A 25,398-nucleotide genomic window follows, 5' to 3' on the forward strand; every position below is an offset into this window, starting at 1 on the left:
AAATTATGCAGCGGGTTGCTCCGACTCACTTGCAACAAGCTTGATGTCGGTAAGTTCAATTTGTTCAGGCTCGGGGTCGTCGCCCATATCATCGGTTGGATCAACAATCACAGGGCTGTTGTCCGACGATTCTCGCAATGCCAGCTCACCCGATCGATTCACCAAGAAATCGACCAAATGGTTGCGGATCTTGTAGTATCCAGGGTGTTCGATAATGTCTGAGCGCTGACGCGGACGTGGCAAATTGATCGTCACGGATTCGGCAATTTTGGCTTCTGGACCATTGGTCATCAGCAACACCCGATCGGCCAGCAAAATCGCCTCATCGACATCATGGGTAATCATAAAAACGGTCTGCTGCGACTCCGACCAGATTTTGATCAGCTCATCTTGAATAATCCCGCGGGTGAGCGCATCGAGCGCACCGAACGGTTCATCCAGCAATAGCAATTTAGGTTGGGTAGCAAAGGCCCGGGCAATGCTGACGCGCTGACGCATGCCGCCTGACAATTGCGATGGCTTGCGATCCATCGTTGTCGACAGGCCGACCATCTGCAGATATTTTTTGCTATGGGTTTCAACTTGTTCGGCAGACCACTTGGGAAAACGAGCTCGGACTCCAAAGTTGACGTTCTGCAACGCACTGAGCCACGGCATCAGGCTGTAGTTTTGAAACACTACTCCGCGATCTAAGCTTGGCCCCGACACTTCCTTACCTTCCATGATGACGCCGCCAGATGACGCTTCATCTAAGCCCGCCAAGACATTGAGAATGGTCGACTTGCCACAACCGGAATGGCCAATGATGCAAACAAACTCGCCTTTCTCTAGGGCAATATTAACGTCTTTGAAGACCACCAAGTCGGGCCCCTTGTTAGGGCTTGGGTAGGCTTTGCTTAAGCCTTCGACCGATACCAAAGGTTTTTTATCTGTCACAGGCTACTCCTCATAAGCGACCAAGCGGGAAACTGCCGACAACGCCATGTCTAACAACATCCCCACCACACCAATCATCAAGATGGAGAAAATCACGCTGTTCAAATCCAGGTTGTTCCACTCGTTCCATACGTAGTAACCAATGCCGGTACCGCCAACTAACATCTCCGCAGCGACAATCACCAGCCAAGCGATACCGATGGAGATCCGCATCCCCGTCAGAATGGTCGGTGCGGCAGCCGGTAAAATCACACTCCACGCCGTTCGCCATGGGCTAAGCTCATGGGTTTGCGCCACTCGGATCCAGTCGCTGCGAACATTGGCAACGCCAAAGGCCGTGTTGATTAACATCGGCCAAATCGAACAAATGAAGATGACAAAAATCGCCGACTGCTCAGAGTCCTTAATGATGAACAGTGCCAACGGCATCCACGCCAGCGGCGAAATGGGTCTTAACACCTGAATGAATGGGTTCAGGGCTCGATACATCAACGGCGACATACCAATGACAAAACCGAGCGGAATGGCGATAAGAGCAGCAGCAAAGTAGCCCGTCAGCACCCGATAAAGCGAGTAAGCGAGCTGAATGCCGATGCCTTTGTCGTTAGGGCCCGCATCGTAGAAAGGGTTACTGAGTTCCTGCCACGCCAATGCCAGTACTTGCGATGGCGGCGGCACCCGAGCTTGGTCGTCAGCCCCGCCCATCAGCAATTCAAACTCGGTTAGCGCTTCCGATGCCGCGGGAGGCTGATTCATTGCCTCCCACAACCCCAGCAAAAGCGCGAGAAACACCAGTGCAACAATCGTCGCTCGCACATTCAATGACATCATCAGCTCCTTTTGATGGCAAAGCTGTTCACATAGCCTTCTGGATCCGTGTAATCAAAGGTCTTACCCATGATGGTGTAATTCTCATAGGTCTTGCTCGGCGCTTCATAACCAAGATCTTTCATCACTTTGGCGGTATCCGAGGCAACATATACCTGCTCAGCAATGCCTTTGTAGTCGATGTCACCATCAACATAACCCCAGCGTTTCATTTGGGTCAGAATCCACACGGCCATTGAATGCCACGGGAATGGATCGAAATCGATGCGGTCAGGGACGTCGTAGACTTTCTTCTCCAAGCCATCCACGTAGCGGCCAGTTAACACTTGGCGAATCACGATTTCCGGCTGGTTGAGATAATTCTTCGGCGCAATTGCGGCAGAAATTTCACTGCGATTTGCCGGATCGGCAGAATAGTGGGTGGCGTCCACAATGGCGCGGAACAATGCGGTATAGGTGTTCGGCATCTCGGTGGCAAACTTCTGGCTACAAGCAAATGCACAGCATGGATGCCCTTCCCAAATATCTTTGGTCAAGGTATGGATGAAACCGACTTTCTCGTACACCGCACGCTGGTTAAATGGATCCGGTGATAAGTAACCATCGAGGTTACCGGCTCGCAGGTTGGCGACCATTTCTGGCGGCGGTACGACACGGATTTGAATATCCTTGTCCGGGTCGAGGCCAAATTCAGCGACGTAATAACGCAGCAAGAAGTTATGCATCGAATAATCAAACGGCACACCAAACTTAAAGCCCTTCCATTGCTTCGGATCGCGCTTATCTTTGTGTTTGTTGTGCAGCACAATGGCTTGGCCATTGATGTTTTCCACCGCCGGCATAATGTACGGGGTAGCAGTAGAGCCGGCGCCCATGGTCATTGCCAATGGCATTGGAGTCAGCATATGCGATGCGTCGTATTCGCCATTTAACGACTTATCCCGAGCAACTGCCCAGCCGGCGGTTTTGATCACATCAACATCCAATCCGTACTTGGAATAGAACCCCATCGGGTGCGCCATGATGATAGGCGTGGCACAAGTAATGGGTACAAAACCAATATTAAGCTTGGTTTTTTCTAGTTGGCCAATGCCATCTTTTACCGCAGCCTTTACTTTATCGAGCGGCAAAATAGAGCCCAGCGCTGCAGCCAAGGTACCGCCGCCAACCATGCGAATAAACTGTCGACGGCTCTGATCGTGATGACCAAACATGCCTCGTACAATGGCACTTTCCACTGCCCGATCCATGATGTCTTCTTGCGTCATTGCCGCTTGCTGACTGGCTTTTTGTTCGGGCTCAACTGACTGCCGAGCTTGCTGATCATATTGATCACCATAGGCTTCAAGCGCCTCAGTCCGCTGTTGGTCACTCAATTGCGGTTGGCGTTGTAGTTGGCAATCCATACAGTCGCAATCGATGGTGTGCGTCAATCCGACTTTGTGATCAAAAGGGTTTCCTAAGCTTTTGATGGCCATGCCGTATTTCTCCCTTTGAAAGTACTGTGATTAATTGGCTTGAAACAAAGCACCAGAGTTGTGCTTGACCTATCGCTGTGCGCGTATCAACAGCAAATGTCGACGATTTCTGCGTTCGACTCTGGGTTAGCGCGGTTTTCATAGAGTCGGACGGGTTTGCTCCGTTTCGTTCGTAGAAGCTATTTGCAAAGACAGAACCAACTTTCAAAAACAACCATAAGAAACTGTTTTTAATGAATTTATTATCACCAAACGGAAATCAAACATAACTACGAATTTTCGTAGAACACGAAATCTCGTAGTTACCATCACGAAATTTCGTAGTAATTGGCGTAAAAATTGAACAGTTTTTGGCAATGACAGGTGTTCGGCTCAAAAAACGGGGAAGTTTATGGCTACGATTGAACAAATCGCCTTTTGGAACTCACCGGTCCCACAACTGATGGTGTGCCCGATATCAAACCTAATTGAGGCAGCCAATAAATCGGCTTGTCAGCTGCTGCAAGTACCGCTGGGAGACCTGAAACAAACCCATGCCAGCAGTTGGTTCAACCACTGTTTCACTCAATTGGTGGTTTTCACTCAGGAAACCATGATGAACGGCCATGCTTGGTCGGACACCCTAAGCGTCAAAGTTGCTGACCAAGAACAACCTATCGTACTGGAAACCCTAGCCAGTCAGGTCGAGCTAGAAGGCCGGCAGATGATTCAATTTGTGTTTCAGGATGTCGAGAAAATTGATCGCAACCGCGTGCAGTCTGATGCCCAACGTCATTACCGCTCTGGCATTGGTCAGTGGCAACGAATGGCGCGTATTTTTCAAGATTTTGAGCGCGAGAACCAGCTCATTCTCGACGCCGCAGGGGAAGGTATTTATGGCGTTGATGCCAATGGCCAAGCGACCTTTATAAATCCAGCCGCTGAGCGCATATTGGGCTTTCGCAGTGAGGAGTTGATTGGCCGCAACATCCATACTGCAATTCACTACAAACACTGTAATGGCGACCACTATCACGTTGAAGATTGCCCTATTTATGCCGCCTTTCAAGAAGGCGAAGTGCGCCAAGTGGACGACGAGGTATTTTGGTCAAAATCAGGTGTACCGGTTGATGTCGAATACACCAGCACACCGATCAACGATGGCGATCAAGTCGTGGGAGCGGTGGTGATCTTCCGCGATATTACCGAAAAGAAGCGAGCTCAACGTGAGCTTGTTCAAGCGTTGAAGGAAGTCGATCAACTCCGCCAGCAGCTGGAAATGGAAAATGCCTATCTGCAAGAAGAAATTAGCTCCGAGTTTAACAACCACCAAATTGTTGGCCGCTCTCAAGCGGTACGAGAGTTGGTTAAACAAATTGATTTAGTTGCACCAACGGACGTCACTGTTCTTATTTGCGGCGAATCAGGCACAGGTAAAGAACTGATAGCCCGCGCCATTCATGAATCCAGCAAACGCAGCAAGCGGTCACTGATTCGGGTGAACTGCGCGGCAATTCCTGCTGAGTTGTTCGAAAGTGAGTTTTTTGGCCATGCCAAAGGTTCCTTTACCGGCGCCACCAGCGATCGGCCGGGTCGTTTTGAATTGGCCCATGGCGGTACTTTGTTTCTTGATGAAGTCGGTGAGATACCGCTGGCTTTGCAGGGCAAATTGCTTCGGGTATTGCAAGAACAACAGCTGGAGCGGATCGGTGAATCATCGACTCGCAATGTCGATGTGCGGATCATTGCCGCAACCAATCGAAATCTGGCGGATATGGTGGCAGCAGGTACCTTTCGAGAAGATCTCTATTTTCGCTTGAACGTGTTTCCCATTGAGTCGGTGCCGTTACGGCAGCGAGCAGATGACATTCCGCTATTGGCTCATCACTTTTTGGACAAAGCCGGCAAGCGGCTCAATAAGCCCGACATGCGGATATCATTAGCACAATTAGAAACCCTCAAACGCTATGACTGGCCGGGCAATATTCGTGAACTGGAGAATGTCATCGAACGCCAGGTGATTTTGGCCCACGGCCAATGGTTGAAGTTTGATGATCTGCAGGCAGAAAAACAGCAAAGGCTTGAGTCCAACATCGCCGAAACAGCCATCGTCACGGCCGGAGACCTTAAGCAACAAGAGCGACAAAGCATTATCAACGCTCTCAAACAAGCCAAAGGCAAGGTGTTTGGTCGTGATGGCGCCGCAGAAATCATGGCGGTCAAACCGACCACTCTGGCATCACGCATCAAGCGGTTAGGTATCGATGTGCAGCTTTTTAAAGGTGAGCAGGCTTAAAACATAACGCCAATTGTTGGCTTACTTCATTGCCGACTTACCATCAACAACAAAAAGGCCGCCCATTTCAGAGGCGGCCTTTGTCAATCAACTTAATAGTGATTAACCACTATTGCGCATACCTGCAGCAATACCTGTGATAGTGATCATCAACGCTAGCTCTAAGTGCTTCTGCGCAGCTTCACATTCTTCATCACCTTCACATGCACGATTGCGTTTGAGCAATTCAGCTTGCAAGCGGTGCAGCGGCTCCATGTAAGTTGCACGCAGTTTAATCGACTCACGACTCCACTGTTCGCGCTCCATCAAACCTTCATCGTGAGTAATCGACAACACGGTATCGATGTCAGACGCCAACTGACTGCGCAGTTTCACGCCCAATGGTTGCAACTCTTCTGGTACCAGCACTTTGTCATAGTAGGCCGACAGGCTGGAATCAGATTTCATGAATACCATTTCCAGCATCAGCATCCGAGTGCGGAAGAATGGCCAAGTAGAGAACATTTCTTCAATCAGTTCGGCCTTGCCAGAGGTCAACGCACTGGCCAATGCCTGCCCCGCGCCGAGCCACGCTGGCAGTACCAGACGGTTCTGCGACCAAGCAAAAATCCAAGGAATAGCGCGCAATGATTCCACACCACCACCTGGTTTACGCTTAGCCGGACGTGAGCCCAACGGCAACTTGCCGAGCTCTTGCTCTGGTGTCGCTGCGCGGAAATAAGGCACAAAGTCTTTCTCGCCACGAATAATCGAACGATATGCTTGGCATGACTCTTCGGCTAAGCCGTTCATCACCTCGCGCCAGCTGTCTTGCGGCACTGGCGGCGGCGTCAAGATGCCTTCCAACACGGCGCTGGTGTATATCGCCAAACTGCGGACTGCCAAATCGCTCAAACCGAACTTGAAGCGAATCATTTCGCCCTGCTCAGTCACTCGCAGACCACCTCTCAGTGACCCCGGAGGCTGAGACAAAATCGCTTGGTGAGCTGGCCCGCCACCGCGACCGATGGTGCCGCCTCGACCATGGAATAGGGTAATAGCAATATCTTTTTGTTCAGCCAAGGCAACCAAGGCTTCCTGCGCCGAATACTGGGCCCAAGCAGCTGCAAGTACACCGGCATCCTTGGCAGAGTCCGAGTAGCCGATCATCACTTCTTGCTTGCCATTGATGTAACCACGGTACCAGTCAACAGAGAACAGGCGCTCCATACAATCAACAGCACCATCCAAGTCATCAAGTGTCTCGAACAATGGCGCAACAGGCATGGCATAGCTAATACCTGCTTCTTTCAACAACAGGTGAACCGACAACACATCAGATGGATTGCTTGCCATCGAGATAATGTAGGTGCCTAAGGTATCTGGATCGGTATCAGCAATAACGGCACAGGTGTCCAATACTTCCTGAACATCATCACTTGGCTGCCAATTACTTGGGATTAGAGGGCGCTTGCTGTTGAGCTCTTGCAGCAAGAATGACTGTTTGTCTTCCTCACTCCACTGCATGTAATCGCCCAAACCGAGGTAACGAGTCAGTTCACTGAATACTTCTGCGTGGCGCTCGCCATCTTGGCGAATATCCAAGCGGGTTAGATGAATACCAAAGCAGTGAACGCGGCGGATAGTCCGCAATAAGCGATCGTTAGCGATGGTGTCCATGCCGCATTCGACCAACGAGTCGTAGCACAACTGCAGCGGAGTCAGCAGATCAGTCTTGGTATGGATCAAACCAGGCTGCTTGAGCTTAGAGAAGCTACCGTTGAGCGCACGGAATAATGCTGCCCGAGTCGCCTTCATCCGATCGCGCAGGTCTTTGACGATTTCACGATATGGTTCGTTGCTATCAACGACCAACTCGCGCACTTTGTCATTACAAGCACGCATCGATAATTCGCTAGCCAGCACATCCAAATCAGCAATGTACAAATCAGCCGCTTTCCAGCGTGCCAAATAAAGTACTTCGCGTGTCACCGCAGCGGTAACAAATGGGTTACCGTCACGGTCGCCCCCCATCCAGGAGGCAAACTTGACCGGACGAGCATCAATTGGCAATGACATGTCGAGCTTAGACTGCAACAAATCATCAAGTTGTTCTAAATAGTCAGGCACCGCATCCCACAGTGAAGATTCAACTACGGCGAAACCTGATTTCGCTTCATCGACCGGTGTAGGTCGCTGTGTACGAATTTCTCGTGAGCTCCAAGCCTGATGAATCAGCGACGCCAATCGATTTTCAGTTTTCTGGCGCTGGCGGCGAGGCAGATCAGCTTGCTCCAACAACTCCAAACAATCTGCCACTTCAACATACTTGTTGATCATGGTGCGGCGGCTGGTCTCAGTTGGATGAGCGGTCAAGACCAGTTCAACCGACAACTGGCTGATGGCATCTGCAATTTTATCTTTGCTGATTTCCTGTTGCTCGAAGCGCTCGAGCATGTCTTCAAACGGATCAGGTTTATCAATAGCCTGATTCGCGGCTCTGGAAATATTGTGGTATTGCTCGGCAGTGTTCGCCAAAGTCAAGAAGTGGTTGAAGCTCCGAGCAACGCCCATTAACTCGTCGTCGCTGAGGTCATTTAAGGTAGCTTCTAGCTGCTGATTGGCGTCCTTGTCACCGGCACGCGCAGCCTTTGATAAGGTGCGGATATGCTCCACTTGGTGAAATAGTTCTTCGCCTAAATCTTGGCGAATGACGTCGCCTAACAGGTTTCCCAGTTTACGCACATTGGCGCGCAAGGCTTCATAGTGTTCCATGAACATGTACCTTCGTTAACGCTGCAAACAAAATAAAACCAGCAAGGTGCCGGTTTCAAAATTAGTGCTAGTTCTAATCAAGGCAAATTGGCCTTAAATAGTTTACCGATTCTATCAGGTATATAAAAAGCCTCAACTTGCCGGCTTTCTAACCACTTTTTGAACACGATCTATTCAACTGTGGTAACTAAAGTTTACAACAGAGCGAATTGAATAATCCATATATTCATGCATTTTTGTTGCATAACCATGCAATCAAAGTTAATGTGTCACTCTCATTTTAAAGGGTTATCTTTACCCTTGTTTTTTGCCCTGATAATTCTGGAAAAAGTATGTCTCAGTTGATTCGTTGTGCCGTGATTGGAGCCAGCGGTTATACCGGCGTGGAGCTAGCAGCATTGATTGCTCGCCACCCGCAATTAGAGCTTGGAAAAGTATATGTTTCCGCAGCCTCCGTCGATGGCGGCAAACAGCTTAGTCAACTGCATGGCCGCTTCCTGGGATTGCTTGATTTGCCGGTAACGCCACTTACCGATGACGAATTGGCGCAAGTTGGCAAGCAGCATGACTTGGTGTTCTTAGCCACTGAACATCAAGTTTCAACTCAACTTGCTCCGACCTTTTTGGCTCAAGGCGCCGTAGTGATGGACTTATCCGGCGGCTTCCGCTTTGCTGATGCAGAGGTTTATCCGAAGTTCTATGGTTTTGAGCACGAGCAACCTGAATTGCTCAAAAAGGCTGTTTATGGTCTTGCTGAATGGAACGCCGAAGCGGTGAAAACTGCTGATTTGGTTGCCGTTCCCGGCTGTTACCCAACGGCATCATTAACCGCATTAAAACCCCTGCGAGAAGCTGGCTTATTGGATGATGTTCAATATCCGGTGATCAATGCCGTTTCTGGTGTCTCAGGTGCTGGCCGCAAAGCCAGCATGACCAACAGCTTTTGCGAAGTTAGCTTGCACCCGTATGGTGTATTAGGTCATCGTCATCAACCAGAAATCAGCGACCAACTCGGCCGCGACGTTATCTTTACCCCACATTTAGGCAATTTCCCACGCGGTATTGTTGCCACGGTGACAGTTAAATTGGCTCCAGGAGTCACTGCTGAACAAGTCAGTCAGGCCTATCACAACGCTTATGACAGCAGCACTTGCGTTCGCTTGTACGACGCAATGAATCAAACCCCAAGCATCAAGAATGTAGTCAACACCTGCCATGTCGATATCGGCTGGAAGGTCGATGAAGCAAATGGTCACGCCGTGTTGATTGCTGCCGAAGATAACTTGCTCAAAGGCGCTGCTGGCCAAGCCATCCAATGTGCCAATCTGCGCTTTGGTTTAATTGATTTCCCATTTGAAGCAGGAGCCGCACTGTGAGTTTAGTGGTCATCAAACTTGGTGGCGCAGTGATGGAGCAAGCCGAGCCTGCGCTAAAGCTCTTCCGTACGGTTGCCGATCTGCAAGCCAAAGGCCATCAGGTGGTATTGGTGCACGGTGGCGGTATTTTTGTTGAGCAACAAATGCAGGCTCAGCAATTAGTGAGCGACAAGCTCGACGGCCTGCGCGTGACGCCTGATGAACACATGCCGGTTGTGGTCGGCGCGCTTGCCGGTTACGCCAACAAATTATTAGTCTCTTATGCCAAGCAAAGTGGCGTTGATGCTTGTGGCATTAGTCTCGCCGATGGCGGCATTACCACAGCAACCGTGCTCAATCCTAAGTTAGGTGCCGTAGGCACATGTCAAGCAGCTGATCCGGCCTTGGTTCAAGCGCTGCTCTCTGCTGGCAAAGTGCCAGTCATTTCATCCATTGCGATGTCAGCCGAAGGCCGTTTGCTGAACGTCAACGGTGACGACGCGGCAACCGTGATTGCCCAGTTACTAAGCGCCGATTTAGTGCTACTTTCTGATGTGGATGGTGTGCTAGATGGCAACAAACAACTGATTCCACAACTGGATGAAGCAGGCATTGAACAATTAATTGCCGATGGTGTGATAACCGATGGCATGATCCCAAAAACCAAAGCAGCATTGGCAACAGCGCGATCTCTATCGCGCCCGATTGCCGTTGCCAACTGGCGTTATCCGGAGCGACTGGCAGGCCTATTACAAGGCGAACCGGTCGGCACCCGTATTCTGCCCTGATTAACCGACAAACCGTCAGACAGCGACACATCGAGATAAATTATGACGTTTGAACATTTACTAACGGTCAAGGATCTGGATAAAGCGACCATCGAACAGCTGATCGCCCAAGCCATCGACCTTAAGCAAAATCCGCAAAAATATCAGCAGGCGTTGGCCGGCAAAAGCATTGCAACCATCTTCGAAAAACCGTCGCTGCGAACTCGCGTGAGCTTTGATGTTGGCATCCAAAAACTGGGTGGCCACGCGGTTTACCTCGATCAGCAAAATGGCGCATTGGGCAAACGCGAAAGCGTCAAAGACTTCGCCATGAATCTGTCATGCTGGGTCGATGGCATTGTCGCGCGGGTATTCAGTCAAAAAACGCTGGAAGAGCTAGCCGAATACGGCTCAGTGCCAGTGATTAACTCATTGTCAGATTTGTATCACCCCTGTCAGGCATTAGCCGATTTCCAAGCACTTACTGAGCAGTTTGGCAGTGTTGAAGGTAAAACGCTGGCCTATGTTGGCGATGGTAACAACGTCACTCACTCTCTGATGCTGACCGCAGCCATTCTGGGCTGCAACATGGTCGTGGTGACACCGCCGGGCCATAGCGTGGATGGCCAGGTTGTGGTTGATACTCAAGAACTTTGTGCTAAATCAGGTGCCAAACTGGTGATTAGCAATGACATCAACGATCTGAAAGGCGTTGATGCAATTTATGCCGATACTTGGATTTCAATGGGCGACGAAACTCCATTTGAAGTCATTGCCGAGAAATTCATGCCGTATCAGGTCAATAAGCAACTGATGGCAATGAGCGGCGCACAGTACTTTATGCACTGTCAACCAGCGCATCGGGAACAAGAAGTGACTTCCGATGTATTGGATGGCAAACAATCAATCATCATGCAACAGGCCGAAAACCGCATGCACGCGCAGAACGCCGTGATGCTGGCACTGTTACAGAAATAAGTGAACTAAATAAGAATTTTGGAGCGCGAGATAATGAGCGAAACAATTAAAAAAGTCGTGTTGGCCTACTCTGGTGGTTTGGATACTTCTGCCATCATTCCTTGGCTCAAAGAAACCTACCCAGGTTGTGAAGTTGTGGCTTTCTGTGCCGATGTTGGCCAAGGCGATGAAGAGCTAGAGGGCTTGGAAGAAAAGGCTTTGGCCTCCGGTGCAACCGAGTGCCACATTGTCGATCTGAAAGAAGAATTCGCGGCAGACTATATCTACCCAACGCTGAAGACAGGCGCTATCTACGAAGGTACTTATCTGCTGGGTACTTCGATGGCACGCCCAGTGATTGCCAAAGCCCACGTTGAAGTGGCGCGTAAAGTTGGCGCTGATGCGGTTTGTCACGGTTGTACCGGTAAAGGTAATGACCAAATCCGTTTCGAAGGTTGCTTCGCTGCTCTCGCCCCAGATCTGAAAGTGATTGCGCCGTGGCGTGAGTGGACCATGGAATCTCGTGAAGACTTGCTGGCTTACCTCGCAGAGCGCAACATTCCTTGTTCTGCCAGCCTGACCAAGATCTACAGCCGTGATGCCAACGCGTGGCATATCTCAACCGAAGGTGGCGAGCTGGAAGAAACTTGGAATGAGCCTTCTGAGCAAGCTTGGGTGTGGACTAAGTCGCCAGAGCAAGCGCCAAATGAAGCTGAATACCTGACCCTGAAAGTTGAAAACGGTGAAGTAGTTGCCCTTAATGGCGAAGCACTCAGCCCGTATCAAATGGTTGTGAAACTGAACGCGATTGCTGCCGAGCATGGCGTTGGTCGCGTTGATATCGTTGAGAACCGTTTGGTGGGCATGAAGTCTCGTGGTTGCTACGAAACGCCGGGCGGAACCGTCATCATCGCAGCTCTGGAAGCAATTCGTGAGTTGGTCATGGACAAGCGCTCACGCGAATGGCTGCACACCGTTGGTGAGCAGTTCGCCCACTTGGTGTATGACGGTCGTTGGTTCACGCCGCTGAAAGATTCTCTGTTGGGTGCTGCTGATGCTTACAGTGCTGATATGAACGGTGAAGTGGTCCTGAAGCTTTACAAAGGTTCAGTAACAGCAACTCAGAAACGTTCGCCAAACAGCCTGTACTCTGAAGAGTTCGCTACTTTTGGTGCTGACGATGTTTACGACCAAAAACATGCTGAAGGTTTCATCCGCTTGTATACACTATCAAGCCGGATTAAAGCGCTGAAAGATCAGGAGAAGTAATCATGGCGTTATGGGGTGGACGTTTTTCACAAGGCAGTGACGTACGATTCAAAGCATTTAATGATTCGTTGCCGTTCGATTACCGTCTGGCGGAACAGGATATTGTTGGCTCTGTGGCTTGGTCGCAGGCGTTGCAAAAGGCAGGCGTGCTGACTGTTGAAGAGCAGCAGAACTTACAACAAGCACTTGAGCAGTTGTTGCTGGAAGTGCAGCAAGATCCGAATCAAATCCTCCAGTCGGATGCGGAAGACATTCATTCCTGGGTCGAAGGCAAGTTGATCGACAAGGTCGGTGATTTGGGCAAAAAGCTCCACACTGGCCGTAGCCGTAATGATCAGGTTGCCACCGATCTCAAGCTGTGGTGCAAAGAGCAAGGCGAAGAAATCTACGCCGCATTGGTCAAGCTGCAAGAAGCGCTGGTTAACTTAGCTGCTCGTGAGCAATCCACGGTATTGCCAGGTTACACCCACTTACAGCGCGCTCAGCCACTGACCTTTGGTCACTGGTGTTTGGCTTATGTCGAGATGTTCGATCGTGACTTGAGCCGAGTGAAAGACGCGCTGCATCGAATGGACCGCTGCCCGCTGGGCTCTGGCGCTCTGGCCGGTACTGCCTACCCGATTGACCGTGACGAACTGGCGCAATCTTTGGGCTTCCGTTCAGCGACTTTAAACAGCCTGGATGCTGTGTCCGATCGTGACCACGTGCTGGAGCTGCTGTTCTCTGCTAGCACTTCGATGCTGCACTTATCACGCATGGCCGAGGATCTAATTTTCTACAACTCAGGTGAAGCTGGCTTCATTGAGTTGGACGATGCAGTGACTTCGGGCTCATCGCTGATGCCACAAAAGAAGAATCCCGATGCGCTGGAATTGATCCGCGGTAAAACCGGTCGGGTTATTGGCTCTTTGAGTGCCTTGATGGTCACCATCAAAGCCCTGCCAATGGCCTACAACAAAGACATGCAGGAAGACAAAGAAGGCCTGTTTGACGCTGTTGATACTTGGCTGGCTTGTTTGGATATGGCGTCGCTGTGTTTGCAAGATCTCAAGGTTAATCAAGACGCGACACTAAAAGCAGCACAGCAAGGTCACTCTAACGCGACTGAACTGGCTGACTATCTGGTTGCTAAAGGCTTACCGTTCCGTGAAGCGCACCATGTGGTGGGTGAGGCGGTTGTTGCTGCCATCGAAAAGAACAAAGCATTGGAAGAATTCGAATTGGCTGATCTCAAGCAGTTCAGCGATTTGATTGATGAAGATGTGTTTGAGCATCTAACCATCGAAGCCTGCCTTGCTAAGCGTGAAGTGCTGGGTGGTACTAGCCGCGCGAGTGTTGAATCAGCCCTCAACGGTAAGAGCCAGTTTGAAACCCAGCAAGGTCAAACCAAAGGTGGAACTTCAGTCGGCCAAGTTGGTTATGCGTTGAGTCAAGTGCAGCAACGTTTGAACGCCCAGAAAGCTGAGGTGCTGAGTGTTCGAAGTGCTCGCTTGTCCGATATGGATGAAATTGATCGCATTGTTTCTCACTGGGCCAAAGAAGGCGAAACGCTGCCGCGCAGTCGTGATGACTTGCTCCGCTCGATCCTCGACTTTGCGGTCGCAGAGATTGAACATGAGGTGGTAGGTTGTTCATCACTTTATATCTACGGTACTGGTCTCGCCGAAATCCGCAGCCTAGGTGTCGACTACGACAAACACGGGCAAGGTCAAGGTAAAGCACTGGTCCAGTACATGATGCAACGCGCCAAAGACCTTGAGCTCAAACGTTTGATCGTACTGACGCGTGTGCCTACTTTCTTTGAAAAACTGGGCTTTAGCTATACCAGCAAAGATCAGCTACCAGAGAAAGTGATGAAGGACTGCGATATTTGTCCGAAGAAACACGCCTGTGATGAAGTAGCGATGGAATACTTCTTGTAGCGCGATACTTATTGTAAAAATAGCTCATACGTTCACCAGGCTACTTTATGTAGTTTGGTGAACCTTGTTTTCATGACGCTAGTTAAAACGACTACGATAACTCCCCGGCGGCATACCTTTCCACGAGCTATACGCTCGAATAAATGAATTGGCTTCATTAAACCCGAGTAAAAAAGCTATTTCAGTCAATGGCATGGTGGACTTCTCAAGGTAGTGATCGGCAAGCTCGGCTCGAACTATCTGCAAGACCGATTGAAACGTTTCTGCTTCGGCCGTCAATTTGCGCTGTAGCGTTCGTTTGCTCATCGCCAGGCGGCCCGCCACTTGTTCCATCGCTCCCTGACCACTTGGCAATGCTTCCAGCAATACCGCCCGGACCCGTTCGACAGTCGTGGCGTTAGCAGTCATATCAACCAGTTTTTGATTGAGTTTAGCTTCAAAAAACTCCCACATCGCAGCATTTTGAGTAAGAAATGGTTTGCGGGCATCTTCGTGTCGGAACGACATATGAACGCGTGCGCCTTGTTTTAAGCGACAGCCAAAATAGGCCTCGAAGGCTGCGATATTTTCCGGCAATTGCGGTAGCTCAATATTGATGGGCTCAATACGCTCTCGAGTCGCCAAACGCGAAAGCTCAGTAAAAAACACCAGTTCAGTTAAGCCTAGTGTTGTTGGTAAGTTATTTGACTGACCATAACAGGAAACCCAAAGGTTGGTTTGCTTGGGGTTTGTTTTGATATCGAGAATCATCGGGCCGATAAGTGGCTTGTAGTGGCTCAGCCGCCGCAACGCGGTATTCAAATCAGAACTACAAATAGCGGCAAAAATCGGTGCATCAAATGACTCGACAGTCATATGCTCAGCTAACAGAAGAGGGAAATCTCGCGGTTCACAGGCTCGTTCGATGCCTGACCAAAATCGAAAATACTCATCTGCACTCAATATGATCTTGCCGCGGTTAAACAAATCTGCCGCTAATCCAGCATTGGCCAACACCGCATTCAAATCGACCTTCATGTCATTGAGCATTAATCGCCAGGTTGGCGAAATGACAAACTTACTAGCTCTTTTCATCACCAATAATTCAGTTAGATTGTTTTTCCATGCTGTCGCGAGACATTTTGAGTACCATTTTTCTCGGCAAAAATGGGATCAACCAGTTCAGCATGAAACTTAGTTTGCTTTCGTTGAAAGCAACTAACTTACCCTGCTCCATGGCACGATAACCACAATCGGCCACTGAGCTTGGGCTTCTAGCATTGTTGAATACTTCGACGCCTTCTAATCCACCAGCGGCAACAAATCCAGTGTCAACTGGGCCAGGACACAACGCGGTTACTGTCACCTGATGCTGCCGCAGTTCTTCTGCCAATGCTTGCGAGAACGAAGTCACATAGGCCTTGGTGGCATAGTAGACGGCTTGCAGCGGCCCCGGCAAAAACGACGCAGAGGAAGATACATTGAGCACTTTGCCATGCTTTCGAGACACCATGCCCTTGACGTAATAGTGAGTCAAATTGGTTAGGGTCACCATATTTACCTGCATCATTGCCTGCTCATCGGCCAAATCACGGCTGTGGAATAGGCCATGGCCGCCAAAACCGGCATTATTGATCAAGACATCAATTGATAAACCAAGCGACTCCGTTTTAGTAAAGATACGTTCTGCAGCATCTGCATCACTCAAATCTTCGATCAATACCACGACGCGAACCTGATATTGTTTTTCGAGCTCGGTTTTCAGTGCCTTAAGCCTGTCTTTCGAACGAGCAACTAGCACCAGATCTCCGCCTTTCTGCGCATGAATGCGAGCTAGTTCAAGCCCAATACCGCCAGAGGCTCCTGTAATTAGCGCCGTGTTGTTTGTTCTGTTGCTGACCATCATCATTCCTCTTAGCTTGATTTGATGGCCTCACTTTACGCAATCCAATCACGCCACACACTGGCAGAAGATGCCATGTGACTAGCAAATGATGACAATCATTGTGCGAACGACTCAGCCCAACCCAATCGAGCATCGCGCTGGCCGCATGTGTATTCGGAAAAATTTGATGTGATATTGAAGATGAATTAGCTACAACCAAATCAAAGAAATGAAAAGCCCCGTTTGTTGAGGTTTTTTGCATTCATCGAGTGAAATTATCTGACCGTTCGTCGTTTTTTTCTGGGGAACAACTTCATCCAAAAAGCCCCCTCAAACAGCAGCCCGAAAAGGATAAAGACAAACAATCCAGCCATACTGCCGTAGCTGTAAAAGCAAAGCGCCAAGAACAACAACACAAAGGCGACCAAATATCGGTATAGGTGTTTCATTTGATTTCCCAGAGCTTGATGAAGAAATGTCTACCATTGAGCTTAATGACGACGGCAGATTTTGCAATTAACTGGTAAACAAAGACTCTAGCGAAGAATCATCGCCATTAGAGAAATGATCGGAATCGCTACAATCGCAGCGAGTATTGCTGTGACAATCAAACATCCACGTTTTTCACTTTGAGACAAGGAGTGAGTTTCTGGTGGGAGGACATAGCTCAACGACTGACGATAGTTGCGCCAAGCACAGTAAAAGAAGATAAACGCGCAACACCATAGGCCAAAGGTTCCACCACCGGCTACACCGGTTAGGGATTCCCAGAACAAACCCAGCAACAGAATCGGAATGGCAAGGACTACGCCTTTGCCTGTACCCCAGTTAATATGAACTTGCTCAATGGAATAACCCCATAACGAAATGCCAACTCCAACAGATAGAATTGTTAGCCCGCCATATAAGTAAAGCTTTACTTTGTGCGGATTCTTGTACCACTTCAACTGGTTGGTCACCGCTTTGACACTCCTTGTTGCTAATATGTGGCTTCCAAGCGATTTATTGCCTTTATTGAATCAACAGCTGATTGCGACCACCTTGAATCGCATCAACATCTAGTTGCATGTTGATAAACATCGGACAAACACTGTAACAGTAAGCAGGGTTCAATGCCTTCTTCGCCTCCCCATGTTAATCCGGTGATTAGTCATGGTCCCCGTGTTAGGCTAAGTGTCAACACATCAAAGCAAGGGACTGATGCGATGACTCAAACCCCTTTTCGAAATCCGCGTAGTTGGCTGCTGATTGGCTTGCTGCTTGCCGCTGTTTATGTCTGCTATCAACTCATTTTGCCTTACATCGAGCCCATTATTCTGGCGCTTATTTTCGGTATTTTGATGGCACCAATTAACCAATGGCTACAGAAGAAGCTGGGCAATCGAGCTAATTTGACCGCGGTGCTCAGTTGCATCTTGCTCACCTTGGTCATTCTGTTGCCTGCGTTCACCGTTATCGTCGCTATTGTTAGGCAGGGCATCACCTATACCGTCGATTTGCGAAGTTGGATTGACCAAGGCGGTTTGGAGACCATGTTGGCGCATCCTTGGGTGCAAATCGTCAAAGCCAAGCTTGAGATTATTTTGCCCGATGATTTCCTGACTCCTGAAAACCTTCGGACTCAGGTAGTTGGTGTGGCCAGTGGTGCCGGTAAGGGCCTTGTCGGTATATCTACCGGCGTACTAGGCAGCTTAAGTCACTTCCTAATGCAACTCACGCTCATGCTGTTTGCGCTGTTCTTTGTCCTTCGCGACTATGACCGTATGGTCGATTTCTTTCGTCATGCCTTGCCGCTCTCTCGCACTCAGGAAGATGCTCTACTAGAGGAAATCGAAGCCGTCTCCAAGTCGGCTCTCCTTGGCACCATCTTAACGGCCATGACACAAGGCATCGTCGGCGGCTTTGCCATGTGGCTGGCCGGCTTCCCCGGTCTGTTCTGGGGCACTATCATGGCATTTGCGTCATTGATTCCGGTGGTCGGAACGGCATTAATCTGGTTGCCTGCGGCACTATTCCTGATTATCTCCGGTGATAGTGGTTGGGGTATATTTCTGATTGTCTGGGGCGTGGCAGTGGTCGGCAGCATTGATAACTTTGTTAGACCCTTGTTTATGCAAGGCGCGGGATCATTAAATACCGTGGTGATTTTCTTCTCGCTACTCGGTGGTTTGCATATGTTTGGTTTGATGGGGTTACTTTACGGGCCATTGATTGTCGCCCTGACATTGGTGTTGTTCCACCTCTACGAAACCGAGTTTCGTGACTTCTTAGATCAGCAAGACCAAACTTAGCGTCGCTTTTCACTGGTAAGTGATCAAGCAGCAACAAAAAAGGCACCGACAGGTGCCTTTTTCAATGCTAACCGGATAGCTTACTTGAGGACGTCTGCCACACCGGTGCAAAGCGCATCCATGTTGGCCTTGGTCATGCCTGCAACGCTGATACGGCCCGAGCCTACAATGTAGATGCCATGGTCTTCACGCAACTGGCCGACTTGTTCTGGATTCAATCCAGAGAATGAGAACATGCCATTTTGACGTTGGATAAAGCTAAAGTCGCCATCGACGCCTTTGTCAGCCAAAGTCTCAACGAACAAGTCGCGCATCTGGTGAATGCGAACACGCATTTCAGCCACTTCTGCAACCCACTGAGCATACAAATCATCGTTGCCCAAAATAGTGCTCACCACTTTCGCGCCATGTGCTGGCGGGTTGGAGTACATCGCCCGAATGTTCACTTTGACCTGACTGAAAGCAGTGTCAGCAACGTCGGCATTCTGCGCAACCAGCGTGAAAGCACCGGTACGTTCATTGTACAAACCAAAGTTCTTCGAGAACGACGAAGCAATCAGCAGTTCATCGTGGTTGTTCAAGAAAGTACGCAAACCTTGGGCATCTTCTTCAATGCCAGTGGCAAAACCTTGGTAAGCGAAGTCAAACAACGGCAACCAACCCGCTTGTGCAGACATATCTGCCAGCACTTGCCATTGCTCAGCAGTAGGATCGATACCCGTTGGGTTATGACAGCAGCCGTGGAACAGCACTAAATCACCGGCCTTAGCCCCCTTAAGGCTTTCAACCATGGCGTCAAAGTCGAGATCGCTGGTTTCGGCGTTGTAGTAAGCGTACTTCTCAACAGTCAAACCTGCCGCACCAAATACCGCCGCGTGGTTTGCCCACGTTGGGTTACTGACCCAAATGGTTTTGCGCTCTAAATTGCGCACGGCGAAATCGGCAGCAATACGCAATGCGCCGGTACCACCTGGCGCCTGAGCTGTACGCGCACGATTGTCGGCAATCACTGCACTATCAGCACCAAACAAGAGCTTCTGAACATGTTTGCCATACTCAGGCACACCTTGAATACCTAAGTAAGACTTGGTTTTCTCGGTATCTAATAGCAGAGCTTCAGCTTTTTTAACCGAAGCAAGAATAGGGGTGGTGCCCGCTTCGTCTTTATATACACCAACGCCTAAATTGATTTTATTGTCACGTGGATCTGCATTGTAAGCTTCAGTTAAACCCAGAATTGGGTCCGCCGGCGCTAAAGGTACCGATTCGAACATGATGGTTTGCTACTCCTGTAGTAGTGAGGGCCTCAGATTTTAAATAAACCTTTGCCGTTATACCACTAGCTGTGCAGCGCCGAAAGACTGACCAGTACAAATAATTGACTGCTCTTTGATTCGCCGCAAACCCACGACTTTTGATAGCCAATATGTTACAAATCACACAAAATAATTGGCAAATGTAATCAGTATGAACTTACGTGATTTCGAATACCTACTGGCGCTCTATGAAGTACGCCATTTTCGCAAAGCGGCAGAGCGATGCTATGTCAGTCAACCAACGCTAAGTGGTCAAATTCGTAAGCTCGAAGATGAGCTTGAGTTAACCCTAATTGAGCGTGATACCCGCAATGTCATGTTCACCCCCGCTGGCGAATCCGTGGTCGAGCATGCTCGCCGCGTGCTCAGCGAAGTGAAGCAGCTGAAAGACACAGCGCAGTCGTTTCGTGATCCCATGTCTGGTGAACTCAAGCTAGGCCTGATCCCCACCGTAGCGCCCTACCTGCTGCCAAAAATCATGCCGCACCTGTTTCAGAATTTCCCAGATATGGGCTGGCAACTAGAAGAGCAGCAAACCCACGTGCTACTTAACCTGTTGCGCGAAGGCCAGCTTGATGCGCTGCTACTCGCTTGGTTGCCAAATGAAATGCAGGGACTGGCACACATCACCTTGTTCGATGAACCACTGTGGTTGGCGGCATCAAAAGATAATCATCTGATTAAGCAACCGGATGTAGAACTCAGCCAGCTCGACGGCGAAACTGTACTGATGCTCGAAGATGGCCATTGCCTTAGAGACCAAGCACTGGGTTACTGTTTTAGTGCTGGAGCCAATGAAGATGGCACGTTCAGAGCCACCAGCTTAGAGACCCTACGACACATGGTCGCCACCGGTCGCGGTGTAACGCTGATGCCTTATTTAGCCATTCAAGAGCACCATCAGGCAGACCCCTTGCTGAGTTATCAACCGTTCAGTTCGCCACAGCCAACACGAGAAATTGCGCTGGTCTATCGACGGGGCTCAAGCCGCGTTCGAACCTTGCAAGCCCTAGCCGATGCAATCAAGGAAAGTGTGACCATTCCGACAGCTTAACTCGCATCCGCTTGCATTGTGGCTAAACTCGGGAGATACAAGGAATGATTTTTTATTGAGGGTGAAGTAATGATTACTCAAGGTGAACGACGCAATTTTATTCGTATGTCAGTCGATACCCCAATTCGAGTGAAGCGGCTTGATTCTGGTGACACGATCAGCGGCACCTGTCAGAACTTGAGCGCTACCGGCTTGGCAGTGATTCTTTCAGAGCCACTAAAAATGGGTGAAGAAGTAGAAGTGTTCATCGATTCCACTGGCGACAATATCCGCCCCCTAGAAGCGACAGCTACTGTATTGAGAATGGATCCTATCGAGCAAGATCAATACGACGTCGGCTTTGAGATCACCGGCTACAAATAAACAAAAACACCGCTAGAATGGCGGTGTTTTTGGTCTGCGACCAAACTGCATTTTGCACTAAATGTAGTTTTTCAGTTCCAAGCCATAAGCTTCGGGCTTTTCGGCACTGACAATTTTGTCGCTTTCATATTGCGCTAAGTTGTACATCTCGACATTGATATGGCGATTGAATTTAGCGCTGTACACCAGCTTCAGCATCGGTCTGGTTGGCGCCTTTTCGTTAATTTCAACCACAATTCCCAAGCGACCGCTTTGCAGTTTAACCAAAGTACCAACCGGATAGACGTTAATGCAGCGAATAAAGGCGTTTACTAGTTCTTGATCGAGCTTATCCGGCGCCATGCTCCGAATAATGCTAAGAGCGGCTGTCGGCAACATCGCTTTCTTGTAGACTCGCTCGCCAGTCAAGGCATCGAAAATGTCGACAATCGACGCCATTCTCCCATACTGACTGATTTCATCACCAACCAGTCGTTTGGGATACCCCGCACCACTTAATTGCTCGTGATGTTGAACAATAACTTCCATCGTTGTTTTCGGCAGTACCACTTGGTTTTCGTCAATGATATCGCGCCCATGTAAAACATGGCGTTTCATCTGCTCAAACTCTTCGGGCATTAATTTGCCGGGCTTGTGAAGGATTTCTTCTGGCACTCGGAGCTTACCGATATCGTGCAATAAGCCGCCTGTGACCATATCAGCAATCACTTTTTCATCCAGCTTTAGGTAACGACCAAAGACGCCGAGTAAAATGCCAACATTGATGCTGTGTTCAAGCAAGTACTCATCTTTTTGCCGAATGCGGGTCATCATGGTCAGCGCTTGAGGGTTGCGAAACATTGAGTCCATCAACCCTTCGCCAAGCTCCTTAAAAGCTTCAACGTCAAGATTGTGGCCCTTCTCTAAATCCCTAAATGCTTTCTTCTGCAGCTGTCGAGCTTGATTATGCAGCGCCTTTGCTTGCTCCATTTCCCGCTCAACGCTAACCAAAGGCGCGTCATAACGAGTTCTGGGCTGACTTTGAGTGGCTTCTAACCCCTGCGCTTTATTTTCGTCAGGAAGTTTTTTATTTGGGTCTATATGAAGTTGTTCAACGCCCTTGCTGATCAGCGCATCGATACTTGCCTGAGAAGTAACAAACCCAGGTTTTTTGAGCGCAAAGTTACCCCGGCACTTAGCAATACCGGCGATAAACATGCCTACTTTGAGTTCGTTGATAGAAATAGTTTTGGTCATACCCAACTACACATTAATCCCATGACACGCAGCATTGAGTTAGAACAATTCGTCATCGACAGTTGAAGGTTGCTGAACTTCATTATCAATAAATGGATCAACCGGTTGAGTTAGTGCTTCGGCGTATTGAGTAGGCTCAGAACCCGCGACGAAGTACTCAAAACGTGTCGAACTATCAGTTCGATGGGTCAACAGCCCAGACGACCGGTCAATTCTTACACTGACAATATTATCGGGTGCAGTAAATGACTGAACCGGCATATTTTGCAATGCAACTTGCATAAATTTGATCCAAGCAGGCAAAGCGGTCTTGGCACCAAATTCTTTGCCAACAATTTGGTCTCTACCAAGGTTAGCGTTGTAGGCGGTCGAACCAAGCTTACGTCGGTGATCGTCAAAGCCAATCCAAGATGTTGCCACTAAATTTGGCTGAAAACCGGAAAACCAAGCGTCTTTTGCATCGTTGGTGGTACCAGTTTTGCCAGCGATATCGCGGCGTTTTAGCGCCCGCGCCGCGCGCCAACCGGTACCATTCCAGCCCGTGCCAGCAGACCAATTGCCGCCGCCCCAAATTGCGCTGTTCATCGCTTGCGTCACCAAAAACGTGTTGGTATCCGAAACCACACGGGGAGCTTGTTGGGCAGGGTCAACCGGCAGCGCAGGACACATGGCGAACTGGTCCGCAGCGATATCAGCAAACTCGGTCAGATCACTAAACTCGCTTATCGACTCTTCAATCGCCTCACACTCAGAACAAGCAACTTTAGGTTGCTGCTGGAACAAGCGGTTACCATGTTGATCTTCTATTCGTTCAATCAAATAAGATTTGACCTGAAATCCACCATTGGCAAGCACAGCAAAGCCAGTGGCGACATCCAGAGGAGTAAAACTAGCAGAGCCCAATGCCAACGATTCATTCGGCGGAATTTCATCAAGCGGGAAACCAAACTTACTCAAATGTTGCCTGATTTTATCGATGCCAACGGCGCGTAATAGCCTCACAGACATGACGTTCTTGGATTGCGCCAAGCCCAGTCGCAAGCGGGTATCGCCATCATAAGTTTCTGGCGAGTTCTTCGGTCGCCAAGCAACGCCAGCTGATGCATCCCAGTGGCTAATCGGCGCATCAGCAACCAGCGATGCTAGGCCATAGCCATTGTCGAATGCAGCCGAATAGATGAAGGGTTTGATATTTGAGCCGAGTTGACGTTTTGCTTGAAATGCACGGTTGAACTGACTTTGCGCAAAGCTAAAACCACCAACCAAGGCACGGATCGCAGCATCTTCAGGATTAAGAGCAATCAGCGCCCCGGATGCTTCTGGCAACTGTGATAAGGCAAAGACACCATCTTGAACGACCTCGGTCATAATGACATCACCGGGTTGGACGATTTCGGCTGCCGTCTTCGGTGCCGCCCCCTGGCGCTCATCAGTGATAAACGCGCGAGCCCATTTCATGCCATCCCAATCGATCGTGCCAGCAGCACCATCTCTGCGAATCACTTCCGCCGACTGTTCCGATACGCTGGTGACCATTGCAGGCACCAAATGCTGATAACCTCGGTACTGCTGCAGGTGTTCAACTATTTCAGCTTGTTCCCACATTGGCTCAGGTAGCACCACCATCGGTTCGAGAGGCTGCTCCTGTGCGCTTTGCTCATCCAACTCTGGTACGGTCAACCAGGGGTTAGCAATAGGGCCACGATAACCATGGCGATGATCATAATCGAGTAGGTTTTGCACCACCGCATCAATCGCCGCCTGTTGCTGCTTTGAGTCGATGGTGGTGTAGACCTTGAATCCGGTTGTATAAGCTTGCTCTTCGCCATATCGCTCAACCATATACTGGCGAGCCATTTCTGCGACATATGGCGCATGCATCTCGATCGCTGGGCCGTGATATTTGCCTTCTAGAGGCGCTCGGCTGGCTTGGTCAAATTCTTCACGGCTAATCGCATCGACAGCGAGCATTCGAGCCAATACAACATTACGACGCTCGACCGCATTCTCTACCGAATAGATAGGGTTCAGTCGCGACGGTGCTTTTGGTAAGCCCGCGATCATGGCAATTTCGGGCAACGTCAATTGATCAACAGTTTTGCCAAAATACACTTCTGCAGCAGCGCCAACACCATGAGCACGCTGCCCTAAAGGGATTTTGTTGAGATAAAGTTCCAGAATTTGGTCTTTCGGCAACAGCTGTTCAATCCGCCACGCCAATAGAATCTCGCGAATTTTACGACGATAGGTTTTATCACGGGTGAGGTAAAAGTTTCTGGCCACCTGCATCGTGATGGTACTGGCGCCCTGACGTTTTTCACCAGTCATCACCAGCGACACAAACGCCCGCGTTACACCAATCAGGTCGATACCGGGGTGGTCGTAAAAACGGGAATCTTCCACCGCCAGAAAGGCATCTTTCATCTGCTGTGGGATTTGTTCAATGGCGAGCGGAATCCGACGTTTTTCACCAAATTGCGAGATCAGCACACCATCATGGGTGTAGACCAGCATTGGTGTCTGCAGTTGAACGTCTTTGAGCTCAGTAACATCCGGAAGGTCACGACTAAAGTAAACCGCAACAGCAATAGCGACAATCAGCCCGAGCACGCCGCAGCTGAAGAAAAAAATCAATAAAGAACGCAATAATTTCACGGTTAGTAATCACTTAGATCATGAAGCCGCACCCAAAAGGCAGGCCCTTCGCCTAGGGCCCAGAGTATAAAGAAGTCG

20 protein-coding genes are annotated in these 25,398 nt (G+C 49.5%); 10 read left to right on the forward strand and 10 right to left on the reverse strand.

Annotation, left to right across the window (positions count from 1 at the left end; translation table 11 throughout):
- Positions 1 to 3 precede the first annotated feature (3 nt).
- Genes CBE68_RS00600 through CBE68_RS00610 form a run of 3 tightly spaced genes read right to left on the reverse strand, consistent with a single transcriptional unit; the run spans position 4 to position 3,242 of the window.
- Positions 4 to 936 (reverse strand): ABC transporter ATP-binding protein, encoded by a 933-nt coding sequence (locus CBE68_RS00600; protein ID WP_188708025.1) that lies wholly within the window; start codon positions 934 to 936, stop codon positions 4 to 6.
- Positions 937 to 939: 3 nt separating this feature from the next.
- Entirely contained in the window at positions 940 to 1,764 is an 825-nt protein-coding gene (gene ntrB, locus CBE68_RS00605; protein WP_229744590.1) for a nitrate ABC transporter permease, read from the reverse strand.
- Between the two features lie 2 nt (positions 1,765 to 1,766).
- Entirely contained in the window at positions 1,767 to 3,242 is a 1,476-nt protein-coding gene (locus CBE68_RS00610) for a CmpA/NrtA family ABC transporter substrate-binding protein (RefSeq protein ID WP_087504126.1), read from the reverse strand.
- Positions 3,243 to 3,633: 391 nt separating this feature from the next.
- Here CBE68_RS00610 and CBE68_RS00615 point away from each other — a divergent pair, with 391 nt between their 5' ends.
- A complete protein-coding gene (locus tag CBE68_RS00615) occupies positions 3,634 to 5,517 on the forward strand; it encodes a sigma-54 interaction domain-containing protein (protein WP_087504127.1) in 1,884 nt (627 codons plus the stop codon).
- A 102-nt stretch (positions 5,518 to 5,619) separates the two neighbouring features.
- Here CBE68_RS00615 and ppc read toward each other — a convergent pair whose 3' ends face one another.
- Complete coding sequence (gene ppc, locus CBE68_RS00620; protein WP_087504128.1) at positions 5,620 to 8,271, reverse strand: phosphoenolpyruvate carboxylase; 2,652 nt, start codon at positions 8,269 to 8,271, stop codon at positions 5,620 to 5,622.
- 341 nt (positions 8,272 to 8,612) lie between these two features.
- Here ppc and argC point away from each other — a divergent pair, with 341 nt between their 5' ends.
- The 5 genes from argC to argH are packed head-to-tail and all read left to right on the forward strand — an operon-like array spanning position 8,613 to position 14,541.
- Entirely contained in the window at positions 8,613 to 9,647 is a 1,035-nt protein-coding gene (gene argC, locus CBE68_RS00625; RefSeq protein ID WP_087504375.1) for an N-acetyl-gamma-glutamyl-phosphate reductase, read from the forward strand.
- Positions 9,644 to 10,414 carry an acetylglutamate kinase gene (argB, locus tag CBE68_RS00630; protein ID WP_087504129.1) on the forward strand — a complete coding sequence of 257 codons (771 nt, stop codon included), beginning with the start codon at positions 9,644 to 9,646 and terminating at the stop codon, positions 10,412 to 10,414. The genes argC and argB overlap by 4 nt, the downstream gene beginning before the upstream one ends.
- Before the next feature lie 42 nt (positions 10,415 to 10,456).
- The gene (locus CBE68_RS00635; protein ID WP_087504130.1) at positions 10,457 to 11,371 is read left to right on the forward strand and encodes an ornithine carbamoyltransferase; all 915 of its coding nucleotides are present in this window, start codon (positions 10,457 to 10,459) and stop codon (positions 11,369 to 11,371) included.
- Positions 11,372 to 11,404: 33 nt separating this feature from the next.
- The gene (locus CBE68_RS00640; protein ID WP_087504131.1) at positions 11,405 to 12,619 is read left to right on the forward strand and encodes an argininosuccinate synthase; all 1,215 of its coding nucleotides are present in this window, start codon (positions 11,405 to 11,407) and stop codon (positions 12,617 to 12,619) included.
- A 2-nt stretch (positions 12,620 to 12,621) separates the two neighbouring features.
- On the forward strand, positions 12,622 to 14,541 hold the full coding sequence (argH, locus tag CBE68_RS00645) for an argininosuccinate lyase (RefSeq protein WP_087504132.1): 1,920 nt from the start codon (positions 12,622 to 12,624) through the stop codon (positions 14,539 to 14,541).
- 78 nt (positions 14,542 to 14,619) lie between these two features.
- On the opposite strand, the gene CBE68_RS00650 is transcribed toward argH, so the two are convergent.
- Both CBE68_RS00650 and CBE68_RS00655 read right to left on the reverse strand, forming a co-directional pair.
- On the reverse strand, positions 14,620 to 15,615 hold the full coding sequence (locus tag CBE68_RS00650; RefSeq protein ID WP_087504133.1) for an AraC family transcriptional regulator: 996 nt from the start codon (positions 15,613 to 15,615) through the stop codon (positions 14,620 to 14,622).
- 10 nt (positions 15,616 to 15,625) lie between these two features.
- Entirely contained in the window at positions 15,626 to 16,426 is an 801-nt protein-coding gene (locus CBE68_RS00655; protein WP_233143569.1) for an SDR family NAD(P)-dependent oxidoreductase, read from the reverse strand.
- Between the two features lie 248 nt (positions 16,427 to 16,674).
- Here CBE68_RS00655 and CBE68_RS18675 point away from each other — a divergent pair, with 248 nt between their 5' ends.
- A complete protein-coding gene (locus tag CBE68_RS18675) occupies positions 16,675 to 16,845 on the forward strand; it encodes a hypothetical protein (RefSeq protein ID WP_158100455.1) in 171 nt (56 codons plus the stop codon).
- A gap of 96 nt (positions 16,846 to 16,941) precedes the next feature.
- Here the strand turns inward: CBE68_RS18675 and CBE68_RS00660 are convergent, their stop codons facing one another.
- On the reverse strand, positions 16,942 to 17,364 hold the full coding sequence (locus CBE68_RS00660) for a hypothetical protein (protein WP_087504134.1): 423 nt from the start codon (positions 17,362 to 17,364) through the stop codon (positions 16,942 to 16,944).
- 246 nt (positions 17,365 to 17,610) lie between these two features.
- Between CBE68_RS00660 and CBE68_RS00665 the strand changes: the two genes are divergently transcribed.
- Positions 17,611 to 18,696 (forward strand): AI-2E family transporter, encoded by a 1,086-nt coding sequence (locus tag CBE68_RS00665; RefSeq protein WP_087504135.1) that lies wholly within the window; start codon positions 17,611 to 17,613, stop codon positions 18,694 to 18,696.
- Between the two features lie 80 nt (positions 18,697 to 18,776).
- Here the strand turns inward: CBE68_RS00665 and CBE68_RS00670 are convergent, their stop codons facing one another.
- Positions 18,777 to 19,973, reverse strand: a complete 1,197-nt coding sequence (locus tag CBE68_RS00670; RefSeq protein WP_269844724.1) for an amino acid aminotransferase — start codon at positions 19,971 to 19,973, stop codon at positions 18,777 to 18,779.
- Positions 19,974 to 20,163: 190 nt separating this feature from the next.
- On the opposite strand from CBE68_RS00670, the gene oxyR reads away from it, so the two are divergent.
- Complete coding sequence (gene oxyR, locus CBE68_RS00675; RefSeq protein ID WP_087504137.1) at positions 20,164 to 21,066, forward strand: DNA-binding transcriptional regulator OxyR; 903 nt, start codon at positions 20,164 to 20,166, stop codon at positions 21,064 to 21,066.
- 69 nt (positions 21,067 to 21,135) lie between these two features.
- Positions 21,136 to 21,429 (forward strand): PilZ domain-containing protein, encoded by a 294-nt coding sequence (locus tag CBE68_RS00680; protein ID WP_087504138.1) that lies wholly within the window; start codon positions 21,136 to 21,138, stop codon positions 21,427 to 21,429.
- 57 nt (positions 21,430 to 21,486) lie between these two features.
- Here CBE68_RS00680 and CBE68_RS00685 read toward each other — a convergent pair whose 3' ends face one another.
- Positions 21,487 to 22,665 carry an HD-GYP domain-containing protein gene (locus tag CBE68_RS00685; protein ID WP_087504139.1) on the reverse strand — a complete coding sequence of 393 codons (1,179 nt, stop codon included), beginning with the start codon at positions 22,663 to 22,665 and terminating at the stop codon, positions 21,487 to 21,489.
- Between the two features lie 39 nt (positions 22,666 to 22,704).
- Positions 22,705 to 25,320 carry a penicillin-binding protein 1A gene (locus tag CBE68_RS00690; RefSeq protein WP_087504140.1) on the reverse strand — a complete coding sequence of 872 codons (2,616 nt, stop codon included), beginning with the start codon at positions 25,318 to 25,320 and terminating at the stop codon, positions 22,705 to 22,707.
- Positions 25,321 to 25,398: the final 78 nt, after the last annotated feature.

This window comes from Neiella marina, from assembly GCF_002165625.1.
Classification (GTDB): Bacteria; Pseudomonadota; Gammaproteobacteria; order Enterobacterales; family Neiellaceae; genus Neiella; species Neiella marina.